Here is a 14,930-nt window from a genome sequence, read left to right as displayed (position 1 = left end):
GTTGCTAATGCATTGATTTTATTTGACTATTTCATTGGCCTTTTTAACCGTTTTTTAGGCCGATTAGAGCTTAACCACCAGCCCTAAATACATGAAACGCATATAAATCAATACCATACAGCTAAGATTACTACCAACATCGGGGTTTCACCGTTTTTGAGCCCTCAAAAACGTCGTAAAGCCTCTTAACACCACAGCTCTAAAGAAACATCCCCACTCGCTCCACTTCTTTCAAAGCGACACCATCGACAGTGATGCCGGCAGACGCTGTATTCAATGGATACCACTCAATGCTATCGGCTTCTTGTGCGGTTATCTTCCCTGTCCATTGGCTCACAACAAAGTAATGAATCAACTGTAGCTCTGATGTTGGGTGATAGAGTGAACATAAGAAGGTGTAATGAGTTGGAGTAACGTTGAGCTCTTCTTTGAGCTCACGAAACAAAGCCTGCACCTGATTCTCACCGTGCTCAATATGACCACCTGGAATGGTAATTACGCCGGGATCCGTCTCCTTAGACTCACTGCGCTTTTCCAGCAATACTTGTGATTCGCTGAGCAAGATAAAAGAAACACACTCGTGTACATCCATCTGATTTTCCTAAAACCGTTACAACGGTAGTTAAGTTTGCTGTTCTAGCTTGTGTTAATCCTTAATTTACAACAAGCTTTTTGCTTAGCCTTTCATACAATTCAAAAGCCTCTGTTTTAGATATCAAGTTTCCAAGAGCATATTGATGCGCCAACTCAATATCGTCGCTTTGTTTTGGGTAATAGCGCTTGGCTACTGAGGCACACTGGCTCAGGTCTGTGTACCAACTTCCGTCTTTCTCAGCCACAAAATAATACGCTGCTCGCACTAACTTCTTGCTAATCACCTTAGCGATATCCCCGTCAGCCATTGTTTTGAAACTCAGGCTCATTTGCTCAAGAAAAGTAGGCAAGTCGCCATTGAGAGCTTGGGCGATTTCAATACTGGGCTTATATAGCGGAAGCTCTGTAGATAAATCCTTACCCCAAATACAACAGCAACAGTGCTTGAGCCAAAAGTGCCAGTGATACTTTTCTGTGGGTTGCAGAACATCGCGCAGGAAGCCGGGATCGATATCAAGCTTACTGACTTGGGGATATGCTTCAGGAATGGTGTCAGAGAGATGCTTAAATACTCGCCTCTCTTTTGGGCCAATAGGCGTAGTCAGTACGATAGAAACATCCAAACCTGAACGACCAACAATGGCCGTTCCTCTTGGTACACTTCCATACAAGTAGATGCCATAAATTTGCTCCGGAAGTTCACTTAACAACGAATCAATAAAAGCATTCACGACACCTTGAAATTCAGGAGCAATGTTCTTAGGTGAGTATAGGTTTTCGATAAACCCGTCTTTATCGAGGCCTCTAGTTTGATTCAGCATGCCACTTTCCAGCTATATTAAGATCCGTTTCACAGCCCGAATAGTACATAGAACAATGCCACTCTCTTTTGATTTTGCACTGATCACGCGCTCTCCTTGCGAATTCCAAACCGAACTCTTACCACACGTTCCCCAGCCTCCCGTCAAAGATATATGGTTACTCAGTAATACTGGTATACCGTGTTCCGACGCAATTCCAGCTAAGATTTTAGAATCCGGATCAAAGCCATTCTCAGAGATTAAAGCGCTCGCTAAATAGATATCAGCGCCTAGAGGTTTGGCTCGTTGGGAGTGATCCGCCTCTATGAAGTCAGCACATATTGCTAGCGCGATTTTATGCCCATTCACATCAAAAATATAATCAACATCGCCAGCGGAGCAGTAGTTGCCCTCTCCATCATGCAGGTGCTGTTTAGAGTAGAACTCGACTCTGCCGTCGGGAAAACAAACAACGGCGCCTATGGTGGGGTGGGATAAGTCTGGAACTCGCAGGGGACAACCAGCCACAATAATCGTCTCACTTTGAACCGAAGCTCGGGAGAGTTCTTCAAAGTTTGATGGCTCAAGAGACAACGCAAGTTCTTCCGCCAAATCAAGCTCATAGCCGGTTAGTGATAGCTCGGGGAAAACAACCACATCCGCATTGTACTTTGACGATTGCTCTATCATTTTTAGATGTTGCTTAAGGTTTTCTCTCCAGTTGCCTCTTACGACAGGAATTTGGGCCAAACTAATAGTGACACTCATTTCAAACTTCTCCCAAAAACAAATTTACCGTTTCGACCATACTCACTACAACAAACTCCTTGTCTATCTAAATTCAATATTGAAGTGAGATATCCGGCTCTTAAGTTATTTCTCGATTGGGTTTTATAAAATAAGACCATGTAAATCACAACATTTATGATTGGTTTATAAAATTACCTCTGAAATATAGTAATTTCCTTTGGTAATAGTCACTTATGGTGCATAATTTCCGCCTTCAAAAGAGGTGCATAATGAAAAAGAGCGGTTTTACAATTATTGAGCTTGTTGTCGTTATTGTGATTCTTGGAATAATCGCCGTTACGGCAGCGCCCAGATTCCTGAATGTGAGTACAGATTCGCATATTGCAGCCGTAAAAGGTACTGGCGCTGCTTTCAAAGCAGGTGTCGATCTTGCCTACTCAAAAAATTTGACCTTAAACGGTGGCGGTCCATCTACGAACATCCCTATCTATGATGACTCTGCCACTGGCCAGCTTGACTTCAATGAATGGGGATACCCAGTACAGCAATGGCCTTACGCAGAAGATTTTCCAAGGTTGGATAACCCGGAAGACTGTATTTCGGTATGGGGAGCTCTCCTGATTGATCCACCAAGCGTTTCTAGCTTCAACTCACCGACTGATACTGACTACATCGCTGAGTACATCCACACCGACCAATGCCGTTATCATTATCGAGTCGTACCGGGGATATCTATTTACTACAACTCGATGAATGGCGATGTCACCGTGGATGACGAACCAGACAGCTAAGCTCTAGTTTAATACTGAACGTGTTGGTACACACAAATAAACTTAGAGAATGCCACGCATCAAGATTCAACCATCCCAGAAATTAAGATAAGCACGTTTTGGCATAAACCAGCGTGCTGTCTAACTCTCCAGAAGGTAAACGCCGAGCATTAGCATAGCGCACTTCTGCGGGTGACCACATCATTCCCATTCAGTACTAAGAATCGCCAATACGACGGTATCCCACCACTTATTTTTGAAGAATCGGTGCTCTTTAAAGCAAGCTTCTTGTCTCATTCCAAGTGACTTGCACAGCCTTATCGCCGCTAGATTCTCACCAATGGTTTCCGCATAAATTCGATGAACCCCTAACTCTGAAAACCCAAAACCAGCCAGAGCTTTGGCCGCTTCTATGGGTAGCCCTTTCCCCTGAATTTCTCTCGCAAAAGCGCAGCCCATTGAAGCTTGCTGGTTATCTTCAAGGCGTAAACACACGGTTCCGATAAACTTCCCTGACTCTTTACTTTCAACAGCTAATTGATAGGACTGACGAGGATCTTCCTCAGCCTGTTCAACAAACGATTGGGTGAGTTGATAGTATTTACTAGGCTCACAATCAGTCTCATCATAGAAGCGCTGATATTTTGCGTCCTGTGACATAGCCACAAACGCGCTTTGATCCTCAAACGTCATGTCTCTTAGAACCAACCTGGCAGTGTCTATTTTGAACATAAAAATTCCTTTTTATCTGTCCCCTAAACTGCATTGCGTTACTGACAGTCAAGCCAATAACGAGCAACTGGGCCAGGAAAGACTTTACCAAAAACTATTTTTTCAAACTTACCCCCATTTGCCTCAATGACTTTTCGTGAAGATATATTGTCTTCGTCTGCGGTAATCAAAGCGTGTTTAATACCCAGAGAGCTCGCTTTTGGAATAGCGAATTTGAGCATTGCCTTGCCGTAGCCAGAACCTCTCTTTGAGGGAGCAATATCGTAGCCAATGTGCCCCGCTTCAAGTGACAGAAACTCATTATCGATGCGATGACGGACACGAATGGCGCCGAGTATCTCTCCTTCATCATTTACCAACCAATAATGATTACATGGCACATAACCATCGGGTAAGTTAACGCCTCTAGCCTCATCATTTAAGCATTCAATATAACGAGAAAAATCAAGAACACCGTCTTTGTAATAATCAGAGTTATCGATGTCTTGCTCCAAGAAGTCTTGGTAGTACACCTTAAAAGCGGACTCAAATTCTTTTGAGGGCGATACTAGTTTCATTGTTATCTATTCCTCTTAAGATAAAATTAAAGGATCTTTCTAATAAGCACGATGAATCTGATAGGTTCCAATCGGACTGCAGGTAAGTTTGAGCTCATCAAACCCATTTACGATCAAATCTGCTGATTTTAATTCTTCTCTGGTATGGCTGGTTAATAGAGCGATCGTGAAACATCCTGCCTTCTTGGCCGATAGTACGCCAGATGGTGAATCTTCAACTGCAACGCAATCTTCTGGTTTTGCGCCTAAAGCTTCTGCGGCTTTAAGGAAAGGATCCGGTGCTGGCTTACCTCGTACCACATCTTCGGCACAAATCATGACCTTTGGCAACGTAAAACCGGAGGCTTCCAAGCTTGTTGTTGCGACGGCTCTAGGTCCACTCGTTGCGATTGACCAGCAATCCGGGCCTATTTTTGATAAAAAATCATGAGAATTTGGTATAGCCTTGGCGCGCTTCATCTCTTGGGTCGCAATAGTTTTGACTTTATTGACCTCAGTGACATTGGAGAATTCCATGCCAATACAGCTCAGTGTCTCTTCGATTTTTCGCCCGTGTATATACTCACTCATGGTTTCAAAACGAACACCAACAGTCTTGCACCATTTTTTCCAAATATTGTCGATAACCACTTGGGTATCAACCAGTGTTGCATCGACATCAAAAATAAACTTCTTACATTCAACCATGAACTCTACAACCTATAAAAATACTCAATTTACTCAAGCTCATTAATGATGTCGCACGCACTAATAGATTTACGTAGCTTGATTCAAAAAATTAGTGCGCCCGAACGTGGTGTGATGAGTGTCTTTCAACTCAGCATTAGAGTCCACATTTAGAACTAAAAAAATGCCAAGCCATAAGATTCAACCAATCTATTAACGACCACTACTCTAGGCGCTTTACTACGTCATAAAGTTCCAGTAGTTGCCTACCATCACTAGGCATCCCTTCATAGGCCCCAAACGCACTAGGGTAATAGATAGGCAATGCTGTCATCACAAACTGAGCCAATGAAAAATAGACACCAAAGTTAATGACGTAAGAAGCGATGTAAGGGAGTTGATTGCTATTAATAAAATACAAAGATAGACACAGGAGTAATGAGGTAAGTGGCCCCATAACTAGAGACCATGCTTGCAAGGATTTACTGCCCTGCTGAGTTATTGAGGCAAAGCCAACATTCATTGAAAAGCTTGAAATTGAAAGTGTGAGATTGCCAATTTGAACAACCTTGGCCTTTTCGCTATTCCCGAGGGTCACCTCGGCTTTGTGACCCGCAATAAGCTGAGGGATTGCATGCCCCAATTCATGCAATAAGGTGGCGATAGGCATCACAAACAAAAAGCCTATCGCTAATCCAATCAAACTATTCAATCTCAATCTCCCTATTTAGAACGATAGCCACTGATAGAAAGAGGTAAATGGTTGGTAGAAAACCTACTGCCGCTTATATTGTGTTGGGCAATAACCTCTCGACACTTCAGAGCTACGAAGTTTTACATGTTTTGTCGCACGACCTGCGACGCGAGCGCGCCACAATTTGAAGCTACCCGGCTTCATATGGCTGCGCATAAAACGAATTACCTGTGATTCATTTAAACCAAATTGGTGTTCTATTGCCTCAAATGGCGTTCGGTCTTCCCACGCCATTTCAATAATTCTTGATTCATTCTCTTTAGATAATTTCATTGTCTACTCATCCTTTAAAATCTGAGTAGAAGTACGCTCACTCTCACTTTTTAGATCAGGGTGTTACTACTGAATCGATAAGGAATCATCAAACAAAAAACAGATATTTGTCGCTATCCTCTCTCCAGCCACTCGCTACGCAGCACCCCATACTTCAACGAGTCATAATACTCGCCTTGGTAATATCGCACCTTTCTCAGCCTCGCCTCTTGCTGGAAACCTAGCTTCAAAGCGAGAGACATCATGCGCGGGTTACCTGACCAAGTCGTTAGCCCCACACGCTCAATTTGTTTGTTTTCGAATAAGTAAGTAATCCAGAGCGGAAGTGCTAATGCTGCGATCCCCTTCCCCCAATAATCAGAGTTATAAATGACTACGCCAGCTTCGAGCCAACGTGTCTCTTCACACTCCCAGTAGCAACTCACGGTTCCAACAGGTACACCGTCGACGACCACCAGCTGCAGGTCATCGCCCTCAAGCAGTCGTTTAAACGAATGCGCTTCAAAACTTTCTAATGACGGATGAGAATACGAAAAATAAGGGCCATTAAACTTAGTCCACTCATCGTTTGAGATAACCAAAGCATAAATGGTAGCCAATTCGCTCGGCATTGCTGGTCTTATCGTTATGTCCATTCACTTTCCTTATCCTGTTTTCAAACGCCATCGTACTATTTGATTATTCTCGGCATTAGCTCGACTAATTTTTGTTGGAGTCTATTAGCTTTAAATGAGTATTTGCGAACTCTCTAAGCACTCTCGCATTATTGTGATGCGCGTTATCCCCACATTGCTGTCCGTTCACTCTAATTTCAGGGCTAGAGTAGGCAGGAATAATATCACGCTCATAAGACATTACAGTGCCTCTCTCTGCACATGTAGCACCGAATGAATATGCGGGCGCTTTCGGGTACCTGTCAGCGATAAAATGTTCGATAGTCGCGTAATCTTTTAACACCTCTTTATAGTCATGGTTAGCACCGCTCAAATGACCAATTTCATGTTCCATTGTCGAGTCTGGGCAATTTATAGCCAAAAAGAAAAAACGAGAGACCTGAGATGCGATACCACAATATCGAGACTCGAAAGCAGAATGATAATTAGAAAACACAACACCTGTAAAAACAGGACGACCGTCCTCTGTGATTTCTTCAATTGGCTCTTTCATTGATAATTTGAGTAGCCTCTCTGCCGCACTCAAATCTTGAAACCAAAGGCTATCGATAGCAGGTGTATAAGTAATTTGGGTTACCTTTCTCCTCATAGGAATACATGAGTTTTTCAAAACTAGGTTGGAGTAACTTTCCCATGTGGCAACTTTACTAGCGATAAACGCCCTCGAGTATTCCAACAACATAGACTCGTCAATGTAAAGGTGAACCTCGGTGTTCAACACTTCACCTTCAACACAAGCAGGGAACTCAATAGTGTCGGCATTAGTGTAAAGGCTGAAGCCGAGAAAAATGACACCCAAGGCTACTCGCATTTGCTTCATATCGTTTTTAATAAGTCTTGCCTTTCCAAAAATAAAAAGCTCGCCAATGATGACGAGCCTTGTTTAGGGTTGAACCATGCTAACTGCGAGGTCGCACTTAGCTTACAACTTGTTCTCGCAAATTCACTTCGACACTTTTTAAGATCTTAAACTCTTCACGAGTACAACCTCGAGCTACAGATACCCAGTGATCACCAGTTTCGTCTGATCCTTTAAACTCTGCACGAAGCTCGTATTTTCGCCACGAAACAAAAGCCAAAATAAAGGTCAGAGCGAGCATAGGTAACCCAAACTGAGGTACGAACGCCCAAGTTGCTGCAGATAGCATCAAGGCCAATGAAATGACGTTGATTGCGTTTTCTTTGATGCCCAGTTGTCGAGTTTCTAGCTGTTTGATTTTACGTAAACTATAAACATCTTTCTTGACTCGAAGTTCATCAGAACTCACTAGAAAGTCAGATATTTTGTATGGTCTACGCAGCCTCAATAAATTCGCTAACCTATTGCATGTTGGGTTCTTATTCATCGCCTTTCTCCATGTTATTAAAGGTTAGTAAAAACTAATATAATCATGAAGTTATCGGTGAATCCTTATTTTATAAATCAAGAGAATGTAAAAAGCAAGAATATGAAATTAATAACACTTATAACAACACTGCTTTGGCATGCGAGATTTCAATAAAAAGGTTCATTAAAAACTCTACATATCATAAATCGATGTACTTTAGTTAAGCTGGAGATAGACCAACAATGATTCCAATCACCGACCTAACATACTAAACGGCGAGTATGATTCCCCCTGTTTTGTAACCACTTATTTCAACGCGATTATTACAAAAAATTTAGTTCTCGATTAATGCTGAACTGTGGTCACATAACACTCTACTTATCATAACTAACGCAATCGCACTCCCACTTACCCATTGTATTTTTGAATATCAAAATCATTCAATTGAACACATCAATACAGCTTATCTATTAGGCAATTGATCTCATAGAAAAGAGGCTGTACGCTTAAAAAATACACACGGTTACCTAATATGGAGATAACGATGAACGAACTACTGACATGCGCAATGGAACAGAAACAACGGACAACGGTAACAAGTTTATTTGCAAGGAATGGATTTAAAATCGCGGCTACTGACTTTGATGATGTAACTTTCGAACGTGAAAGTGTGTTGGTCAATGTTCGATTTGATGCCTCTTCAAACGTTGAATCTATTTCGGTAGTGAACAATTAAGTACTGACTTTAACCTCTTATATGGTGAATACATCCCAATATCATTCACCATTTAAGAGATGAGCGTTGCACCCTCCCTACATTACATCGACTTTCTCCGCGCATCCCTCAATTGTTGATAACAAAAGTTACATTTATCAAACTACCTAACCAGTACGATAAGCATTACTTATTACAAATATTCAAAATGCTACTTAGCCAATGATTCAGTTCACAAATATTATGTTCTCACCAAAGGAAAGGCGCCGATGAGCAATCGAAAAATAAAGCTTATCAACCTATTAGGATGCTTTTAATAAGAGTAGAGAGTAAATTCACAATGAAAAAATCAGCTTTATTTGTCGCATTGGTCGCAGTATTACTTAGCGGTTGCAACAGTTCAGATAGTTCAGACACCACTGGAGGTACAGCACCTCACAACCCGGGTAATCCAATATTGCCGCCTGGTGGGGGCGATGGTTCAGGAGATGATCAAACCAATCCAGACGAAGACACTGGCTTAAATCCACCTCAAACTGACTTGATCGCCGAAGCAGCAAAACGCTGGGGAACGACTTACGATCAAATGTACAATGCATGCCAATTATGGACATGTAACCTTGCAGATCTGCAAGAGAGAATCACTTTTACGATTGAGCGTGAAACACTATTGCTGGAAGGCACCAGTAAAGTAACCTTCACTCTTTCTCACAACAACGCAGATTTATGGCCTACTTACGTGTTTTACAGCGATTTAATTGGAAATACCGATATCGAAATTGAGCACGTTTCATCGACTTTTCATCATGTAGACACAGAAAAGGTAATCATTGAAGACTCAACGTTGCTAGGCTGGAAAACTGGATTTGATAGCTGGGCAACTCAAAGTCCACGCGATTGTGTTGAAGCGTACTGCGCTGAATTCAAGACGTCTTGGTTAGAAACCGGCACCTATTCTAGTGCAATGGCGGTATATCGTGAGAATGGGGAGGTAATCAAAACTCAACGTGGCTACCTTGCTCAAGATGAATTACAAGTGCTGTTCCCAATATTTGATCCAACATTTCCAGAGCAATATTAATTAACCATAACACGGTGTAAACGATAAAACGGAGGGGCCAACGATAACTTAGCCCCTTCATTTTCATCTTACTTTAAATCGTTTCGCGCCCACCAATAATTAGCAATTCCGTGAGCTTGGCTTATATTTATTAGTACCTTTTGAACAAAATTCGAAGTGATGCCTATGCGCCTAACTCGGTTAATTTATGTCAGTACGCTTTGTGAAAGCTGCGACTCGAAGGCTTTAGATGAAATTCTCAAGATCTCACACGATCGCAATAAGCAGAGCCACTTAACTGGCCTTCTTAGTCACAACGATAAGTATTTCCTACAATGTATCGAAGGTTCACGAACTGCGGTTAACCATACCTACAATCATATTCTCAATGATAAGCGCCACAAAAACGTCATGATCTTGTATTTCAAGGAAATAGATTGTCGGCAATTTGGAGACTGGTCAATGGGCGACATTCCTCAGTCGAGCCTAACCGAGCTGGTAAACTTACAGTTTTCAACATCCAACCAATTCAACCCATATGAGATGTCCGGTGAAAGTGCTTATCAAATGCTTCTAGAATTGAAGCAGAATTTGCCTTCTGAGTAGATTAACGCCCCTTTTATCAGAAGAAGACATATCAAAAAGCCCCAACGGATGGGGCTTTTTCACATTATTTAAAAGATTGCTCTTTATTCATCGCCATGCTTCTGATCGCTTTCACTACGAAGAAAACCTTGCTCACTACCTGATAGTGTTTGCTGTTCCTGCTCGGCAGTAATATCCGACTCTTTGAACACAATAAACGCGCGGCGGTTTAATGCATCGGCTTTTTCAGATCGTTCATTAATCGCAGGCTGCAACTTACCAAATGACTTCGCTTCCCAGATGAACTGCTTAGGGTCGAGTTTGGTTTTGAGGTATTCAACCACCGTTTCTGCGCGGCGCTCTGCTAATTTCTCGTTGTAAGAGACCGAACCGGCTTGGTCTGTATGCCCTGCCACCATGATACTGCCTTGTAAGTCACTCAATTGAGCCGCAAAGTCATCTAACTGAGTTAAGTCCTCTGGTTTTAGCACTGACTTATCAAAATCAAAGTGTGGCGTCATCGCCATGTAAACCTTACGCTCAGGTTTTGGTGGCTCACAGAAAGGCATCTCTTCGTACTTCTGTGCCTCTTCAAACACGATAAACGCACGGCGGTTCTCTGCTCGGTCTTTATCGGTTTTACCCAGCAACAGAGGTTGAGTCTCACCAAGGTGCTTCACTTCCCAATCGTAATTCGTTGGGTCGAGGTGTGCTTTCAAATAGTCCGCGACCGATTTAGCACGGCGCTGTGAAAGGTGCTCATTATATTCGAGAGAACCTTTATAATCAGTATGGCCGACAATCGTGATGCGCCCTTTGAGGCCTCTGATCTCTTTAACAAAGGTATCCAAGTTGATCTTGTCGAGGTCGCGTAATTGGTATTTATCAAAGGCAAAATGCTCTGCGATGGCGATGTGCACCTCACGCTCTGGCGCCAAACACTCGCTGATTAAAAACTTAGACACGTCTATGCCAGCAAACTTGTCTCGGTTCTCCTGACTCACGTACGTGTCGGTTGCACAGCCAGAAAGCAACAAAGTACTCATCACTGCGTTTATTAGGAAAATAATTGTTTTCATCTTACTCTTAACTGTCACTTTGAATTCTCTACTCTTAACTTTCAACCCACTTTGGGGCAGGCTTAGATCTTACCGACTAAGTTAATGAACACACCGGATGCATCGTAGTCATCATCATTGGTTAGATCGCTATCAAACGCAGAGAAGTTATAGCCAATGCCCATTTTGAAGTTATCGCCGATGTGCTTATTCACCGAAACTAACGCGCCGTGCTCTAACTCATCGTTGAGTGTGTCCGTTTTCCAGTGATATTCACCCGTGATATCCCACTCTTTCATCACGCGGTAAGAAGCGCTCAGTCCGTATAGGTCGATATCGCTTTTAACCAGCTCATTCGAACCAGATGCTCGTTCAAAAGCTTGCTGTTTGTCTTTATGGGCGTACTTAGTACCGACGTCCAAGTGTTGGTCGATCGAATAGATCGCTTCAACTTCAATGATCTGGCTGGTTTCGTCTTGATAATCCACATCGCGATCCAGTTGGTCGAAGTCCGCAATATAGGTGTAACGGCTAAGTAGGTTTAATCGATCGTTGTAGATCGGACGATAAGCTAGACCACCTGTTGCTTCGGTAAATTGAGCCATGGTTTCGCCAGTGGTTTCACTCTCTGTGATTGAGTAGTTGTACTTGCCAAACAGCGTGTACTCCTCCGTTAAATGGTGTGTGTAACGGTTGGTGGTCACGATTTGTTGCAGCTCCCTTCGAGCGATTTCTGGGTCGTCTTCACTCTTATCCAATCGGTATTCGAATTTGTGGCTTAGAGTGATGTCATCTAGGTCAATTGACGCATTGAAGCTGATGGACTCACGCTCTGTGGTGATGTTTTCGTCATCTTCAATTTCACCAAGCTGATAACCGATGCCCATCTCAACATCTTCCGTCACGTCGTAACCAAAGCCATACGAATCGATACGGCCGTGACCATCATTTTCATCAACGAACTGGTTCTCTTGGTAGAAATCGACACTGCTGGTGAGGTCCGCTCGTTGCCCGACAATCACGTTGTTTTGGCCTTCGTAATTGTCATCAACATAAGTAAGGTACGTTGAGTGATCATCCGACACATCGTAAGTTACGGTCGCTTCAGCAACTTGCCCACGATCACCATCGGTATATTCACCACCTAAAGACAAATCTTCCAAAACTTGGAATTCAGCACCGATCGAGGCGCTATCGTTTTCGTCGTAGTCATCCGACTGATCGACAGTCTTTTGCCCTTTAACGTAAACGCTATTGTCGCTGTCCCACATGTATTCCAAACGTACACCCGCTAAGGTCGCATCGCTGTGCTCGTCGTTTTGGTTAAGCTCTTCAGTTTGTTGCCCTGCCGCCGAAACTTTGATGTGCTCGGTGATTTTAACTTGAGTCTCTACCTCAATAGTCTCGGTGTCTGTTTCTAGATTGCCGTCAACATCGCGCTCTTCGTTGGTCGAGAAACGAGACAGAACCGCCAAACGATCGGTCGCTTGCAAACGAAGTTCGGCGCCATAGGCTTCTTGCTCTAGGTCATCGCTGCTGCTCGCGTAGCTATATCCTGCGTCTTTGTCTCGATACCAAAGCTTGAAGTCATTACCTACTGCACCAAAGATAGTTGGTGCAAGGTCATAAAGGCTGGTGACAGCTGTGATTTGGACACTGTCACCTTTACGGTCTTCCAATGTATCGCCAATTGGCGTAAAGGTTAAACCACCATCAGTAGAGACGAAATTCGACTCGGTTTGCCTACCTTCACTGCGCGCGAACTCAGCCTTAATGTAGGTCCCCTCAGTAGCACGTAGCGTTAAGTCGGTACCGTAAGACTCGTAATCTTGATTGTCTTTCTCTTGGGTCGCGTACGTCACGCCAACGCCAATATAATCGTTGATCCAGCCTTTGGCACGACCACCGTAAGACATCGCATCTAATGAGTCAGAACCTTGTGGAACATACTCATAATCGACAACCAGAAAGTTTTCGTAGTCATCTCCGTTTTCAATCACGCTACCAAAGCTGTCGGATAGAATGTTATCGAGTGGCTTGGTCAAAATAATTCGACCTTGGTACGGGTCAAAGTCATAGTCGACGCCCGGCTCAAGCGGGATTTCATTTTGTACTAGGCCAGATTCATCTTTTACTTTGACGTAAACTTTGTCGCTTCCCGGTACCGCTTCACCGTGGCGAAGGAAATACAGAGAGCCGCCTGTACCCAAGAACTCATCGTGTGCATACAACGAATCTGCTTCTGCAGCAAAACCGACCACGTTCAAGCGATCTTCACCGTATTGTGTAGTATCGCGAGTACGATAATCGGCTTTGAAACCATAGAGGCTACGATTGTAATCGTTATTCTCGGTGCCTGTTAAACCCGTGTTGTAGTTACCCCACAAGTATTGAGACTTATCGTATTCGACATTGAGGTAAACCTTGCCCTTGGTGTTGACCACTTTTTCGATGTTTGAGCTATCGCCATAGTTGCCGTAATAAAGCTCATCGTCGTCTTCGAGGATATCGAACACATCCGAATCGTCCGAGGCGAACGGATGTTTGAACATGTCTTTGATTTCACTTTCTCGCGTATCAAAGTGAGTCGTAACGCGAAGCTTATCGCCAAATTTACCCTGACCAAAGTACGCCAAACGCCCTTGGTTATAGATGTCATCTTGATATTGGTCATCGACGCTCAGCGCACTGTTATTACCAGAAACATTGTTCTTACCAACATAAAGATCAGCCAAACCCGTTTGAGCGTAGTAGGTATCTGGAATACGGACGTAAAGCTTATAACGACGCTCATCGCCGTTATCAAACACAACCTTGGTTGGGAAAATGTAAGAGTCTGTCGGTAGATACTGTTCTGCGTATAAGTTGCCATCTTCAACGTCAAATTCGTCTTCACCGATGATGACTTTATCGACGCCTTTCAAACCGGTACCAATGAACTTGGCTAAGCCCGCATTGGTCGGGATGTTGTGACGCATCAACTTAGCTTGGCCGTAACTTTTGTCTTTGCTCTCTTCATCGTCGTTATCGTTGCGATCGATATCGACTTCAGAGTCTGGCTTCACCAAATCCGTCACACCAACGGTGGTCACGTCCATGTTGCCATCTTTGTCCCACGCTTTTAGACGGAACATCAGCTGCTCACCCACCTCAAACTGGTAGTCGACATCGGTTTGACCATCCCAGTTAATATCAGAATCGTTTGCTAGCTTTTCGCCACCAAGTACAGCGATGGGTTCAGACAGCCCAAAATCGCCGACACGGTACACTTCTAGCTGATACTTCTTGATGTAATAACCATAGTTAGTCGTGATGGTGAAACCTACGCTATCGCGCAGTGTACCTTGTTCGACTTCCAGCTCGTCACTGACACTGACATCTAGAACAGGGTCAAAGCGAGTGATATCACGGCTTGCCCAAATAGCACCTTGTTCAAGGTAAATACGCGAGCTGTCTTGGTCTTGGTTCGGCTTAGTGATTTCAATGCCCGTTGTCTCTGAACCAAGCTTTTCCAGCTTACCCGTGTCTTTCGCTACCGCCATCACAGGAATGGCAGTCAACACACACGTCGCTAAACGAGACTTACTAAATACTTTCATACAATTTCCAGATAC

17 protein-coding genes and 1 pseudogene are annotated in these 14,930 nt (G+C 43.4%); 4 read left to right on the top strand and 14 right to left on the bottom strand.

What is annotated here, in order from left to right; genetic code table 11:
* Positions 1-199: 199 nt before the first annotated feature.
* From CWO27_RS07685 to CWO27_RS07675, 3 genes are all read right to left on the bottom strand, one after another.
* The gene (locus CWO27_RS07685) at positions 200-592 is read right to left on the bottom strand and encodes an NUDIX hydrolase (protein WP_107898787.1); all 393 of its coding nucleotides are present in this window, start codon (positions 590-592) and stop codon (positions 200-202) included.
* A gap of 61 nt (positions 593-653) precedes the next feature.
* Complete coding sequence (locus tag CWO27_RS07680) at positions 654-1,415, bottom strand: nucleotidyltransferase domain-containing protein (RefSeq protein ID WP_107898786.1); 762 nt, start codon at positions 1,413-1,415, stop codon at positions 654-656.
* Positions 1,416-1,427: 12 nt separating this feature from the next.
* Entirely contained in the window at positions 1,428-2,162 is a 735-nt protein-coding gene (locus CWO27_RS07675) for a carbon-nitrogen hydrolase family protein (RefSeq protein WP_107898785.1), read from the bottom strand.
* Positions 2,163-2,413: 251 nt separating this feature from the next.
* On the opposite strand from CWO27_RS07675, the gene CWO27_RS07670 reads away from it, so the two are divergent.
* Positions 2,414-2,935, top strand: coding sequence for a prepilin-type N-terminal cleavage/methylation domain-containing protein (locus CWO27_RS07670; protein ID WP_102431633.1), 522 nt, complete (start codon positions 2,414-2,416; stop codon positions 2,933-2,935).
* Positions 2,936-3,017: 82 nt separating this feature from the next.
* Here the strand turns inward: CWO27_RS07670 and CWO27_RS23965 are convergent.
* From CWO27_RS23965 to CWO27_RS07625, 9 genes and pseudogenes are all read right to left on the bottom strand, one after another.
* Positions 3,018-3,101, bottom strand: a pseudogene (locus tag CWO27_RS23965) (GNAT family N-acetyltransferase); the annotation flags it as partial.
* 14 nt (positions 3,102-3,115) lie between these two features.
* Complete coding sequence (locus tag CWO27_RS07660) at positions 3,116-3,646, bottom strand: GNAT family N-acetyltransferase (protein WP_107898784.1); 531 nt, start codon at positions 3,644-3,646, stop codon at positions 3,116-3,118.
* A 38-nt stretch (positions 3,647-3,684) separates the two neighbouring features.
* Positions 3,685-4,203 carry a GNAT family N-acetyltransferase gene (locus CWO27_RS07655; RefSeq protein WP_107898783.1) on the bottom strand — a complete coding sequence of 173 codons (519 nt, stop codon included), beginning with the start codon at positions 4,201-4,203 and terminating at the stop codon, positions 3,685-3,687.
* 39 nt (positions 4,204-4,242) lie between these two features.
* Positions 4,243-4,890, bottom strand: a complete 648-nt coding sequence (locus CWO27_RS07650; RefSeq protein WP_102431630.1) for an HAD-IA family hydrolase — start codon at positions 4,888-4,890, stop codon at positions 4,243-4,245.
* Positions 4,891-5,092: 202 nt separating this feature from the next.
* Positions 5,093-5,581 (bottom strand): hypothetical protein, encoded by a 489-nt coding sequence (locus tag CWO27_RS07645; protein ID WP_107898782.1) that lies wholly within the window; start codon positions 5,579-5,581, stop codon positions 5,093-5,095.
* A 63-nt stretch (positions 5,582-5,644) separates the two neighbouring features.
* A complete protein-coding gene (locus tag CWO27_RS07640; protein WP_063522405.1) occupies positions 5,645-5,896 on the bottom strand; it encodes a TIGR03643 family protein in 252 nt (83 codons plus the stop codon).
* 113 nt (positions 5,897-6,009) lie between these two features.
* Positions 6,010-6,531: a GNAT family N-acetyltransferase gene (locus tag CWO27_RS07635; RefSeq protein WP_102441929.1), complete on the bottom strand. Its 522-nt coding sequence runs from the start codon at positions 6,529-6,531 to the stop codon at positions 6,010-6,012.
* Positions 6,532-6,595: 64 nt separating this feature from the next.
* The gene (locus CWO27_RS07630) at positions 6,596-7,381 is read right to left on the bottom strand and encodes a hypothetical protein (RefSeq protein WP_107898805.1); all 786 of its coding nucleotides are present in this window, start codon (positions 7,379-7,381) and stop codon (positions 6,596-6,598) included.
* A gap of 106 nt (positions 7,382-7,487) precedes the next feature.
* Positions 7,488-7,916 (bottom strand): hypothetical protein, encoded by a 429-nt coding sequence (locus CWO27_RS07625; RefSeq protein WP_102431628.1) that lies wholly within the window; start codon positions 7,914-7,916, stop codon positions 7,488-7,490.
* 526 nt (positions 7,917-8,442) lie between these two features.
* Here CWO27_RS07625 and CWO27_RS07620 point away from each other — a divergent pair.
* The 3 genes from CWO27_RS07620 (at position 8,443) to CWO27_RS07610 (ending at position 10,279) form a co-directional block, all read left to right on the top strand.
* Positions 8,443-8,634 (top strand): hypothetical protein, encoded by a 192-nt coding sequence (locus CWO27_RS07620; RefSeq protein ID WP_240698015.1) that lies wholly within the window; start codon positions 8,443-8,445, stop codon positions 8,632-8,634.
* Between the two features lie 319 nt (positions 8,635-8,953).
* Positions 8,954-9,694, top strand: a complete 741-nt coding sequence (locus tag CWO27_RS07615; protein ID WP_102478574.1) for a hypothetical protein — start codon at positions 8,954-8,956, stop codon at positions 9,692-9,694.
* 165 nt (positions 9,695-9,859) lie between these two features.
* Complete coding sequence (locus CWO27_RS07610; RefSeq protein WP_102478575.1) at positions 9,860-10,279, top strand: BLUF domain-containing protein; 420 nt, start codon at positions 9,860-9,862, stop codon at positions 10,277-10,279.
* Between the two features lie 83 nt (positions 10,280-10,362).
* On the opposite strand, the gene CWO27_RS07605 is transcribed toward CWO27_RS07610, so the two are convergent.
* A complete protein-coding gene (locus tag CWO27_RS07605) occupies positions 10,363-11,337 on the bottom strand; it encodes an OmpA family protein (protein WP_102478576.1) in 975 nt (324 codons plus the stop codon).
* A gap of 62 nt (positions 11,338-11,399) precedes the next feature.
* Positions 11,400-14,915, bottom strand: a complete 3,516-nt coding sequence (locus CWO27_RS07600) for a hypothetical protein (RefSeq protein ID WP_107898781.1) — start codon at positions 14,913-14,915, stop codon at positions 11,400-11,402.
* Positions 14,916-14,930 lie beyond the last annotated feature (15 nt).

This window comes from Vibrio sp. 10N.286.51.C3, from assembly GCF_003050065.1.
Lineage (GTDB): Bacteria > Pseudomonadota > Gammaproteobacteria > Enterobacterales > Vibrionaceae > Vibrio > Vibrio crassostreae.
This window is presented reverse-complemented; position numbering and strand designations above follow the sequence as displayed.

Bases quoted from the DNA above. Each gene is read 5' to 3' on its own strand.
- CWO27_RS07675 (WP_107898785.1), bottom strand. From the start codon at position 2,162: ATGAGTGTCACTATTAGTTTGGCCCAAATTCCTGTCGTAAGAGGCAAC.
- CWO27_RS07680 (WP_107898786.1), bottom strand. From the start codon at position 1,415: ATGCTGAATCAAACTAGAGGCCTCGATAAAGACGGGTTTATCGAAAAC.
- CWO27_RS07625 (WP_102431628.1), bottom strand. From the start codon at position 7,916: ATGAATAAGAACCCAACATGCAATAGGTTAGCGAATTTATTGAGGCTG.
- CWO27_RS07655 (WP_107898783.1), bottom strand. From the start codon at position 4,203: ATGAAACTAGTATCGCCCTCAAAAGAATTTGAGTCCGCTTTTAAGGTG.
- CWO27_RS07640 (WP_063522405.1), bottom strand. From the start codon at position 5,896: ATGAAATTATCTAAAGAGAATGAATCAAGAATTATTGAAATGGCGTGG.
- CWO27_RS07610 (WP_102478575.1), top strand. From the start codon at position 9,860: ATGCGCCTAACTCGGTTAATTTATGTCAGTACGCTTTGTGAAAGCTGC.
- CWO27_RS07600 (WP_107898781.1), bottom strand. From the start codon at position 14,915: ATGAAAGTATTTAGTAAGTCTCGTTTAGCGACGTGTGTGTTGACTGCC.
- CWO27_RS07620 (WP_240698015.1), top strand. From the start codon at position 8,443: ATGAACGAACTACTGACATGCGCAATGGAACAGAAACAACGGACAACG.
- CWO27_RS07660 (WP_107898784.1), bottom strand. From the start codon at position 3,646: ATGTTCAAAATAGACACTGCCAGGTTGGTTCTAAGAGACATGACGTTT.
- CWO27_RS07685 (WP_107898787.1), bottom strand. From the start codon at position 592: ATGGATGTACACGAGTGTGTTTCTTTTATCTTGCTCAGCGAATCACAA.
- CWO27_RS07605 (WP_102478576.1), bottom strand. From the start codon at position 11,337: ATGAAAACAATTATTTTCCTAATAAACGCAGTGATGAGTACTTTGTTG.
- CWO27_RS07630 (WP_107898805.1), bottom strand. From the start codon at position 7,381: ATGCGAGTAGCCTTGGGTGTCATTTTTCTCGGCTTCAGCCTTTACACT.
- CWO27_RS07670 (WP_102431633.1), top strand. From the start codon at position 2,414: ATGAAAAAGAGCGGTTTTACAATTATTGAGCTTGTTGTCGTTATTGTG.
- CWO27_RS07615 (WP_102478574.1), top strand. From the start codon at position 8,954: ATGAAAAAATCAGCTTTATTTGTCGCATTGGTCGCAGTATTACTTAGC.
- CWO27_RS07635 (WP_102441929.1), bottom strand. From the start codon at position 6,531: ATGGACATAACGATAAGACCAGCAATGCCGAGCGAATTGGCTACCATT.
- CWO27_RS07650 (WP_102431630.1), bottom strand. From the start codon at position 4,890: ATGGTTGAATGTAAGAAGTTTATTTTTGATGTCGATGCAACACTGGTT.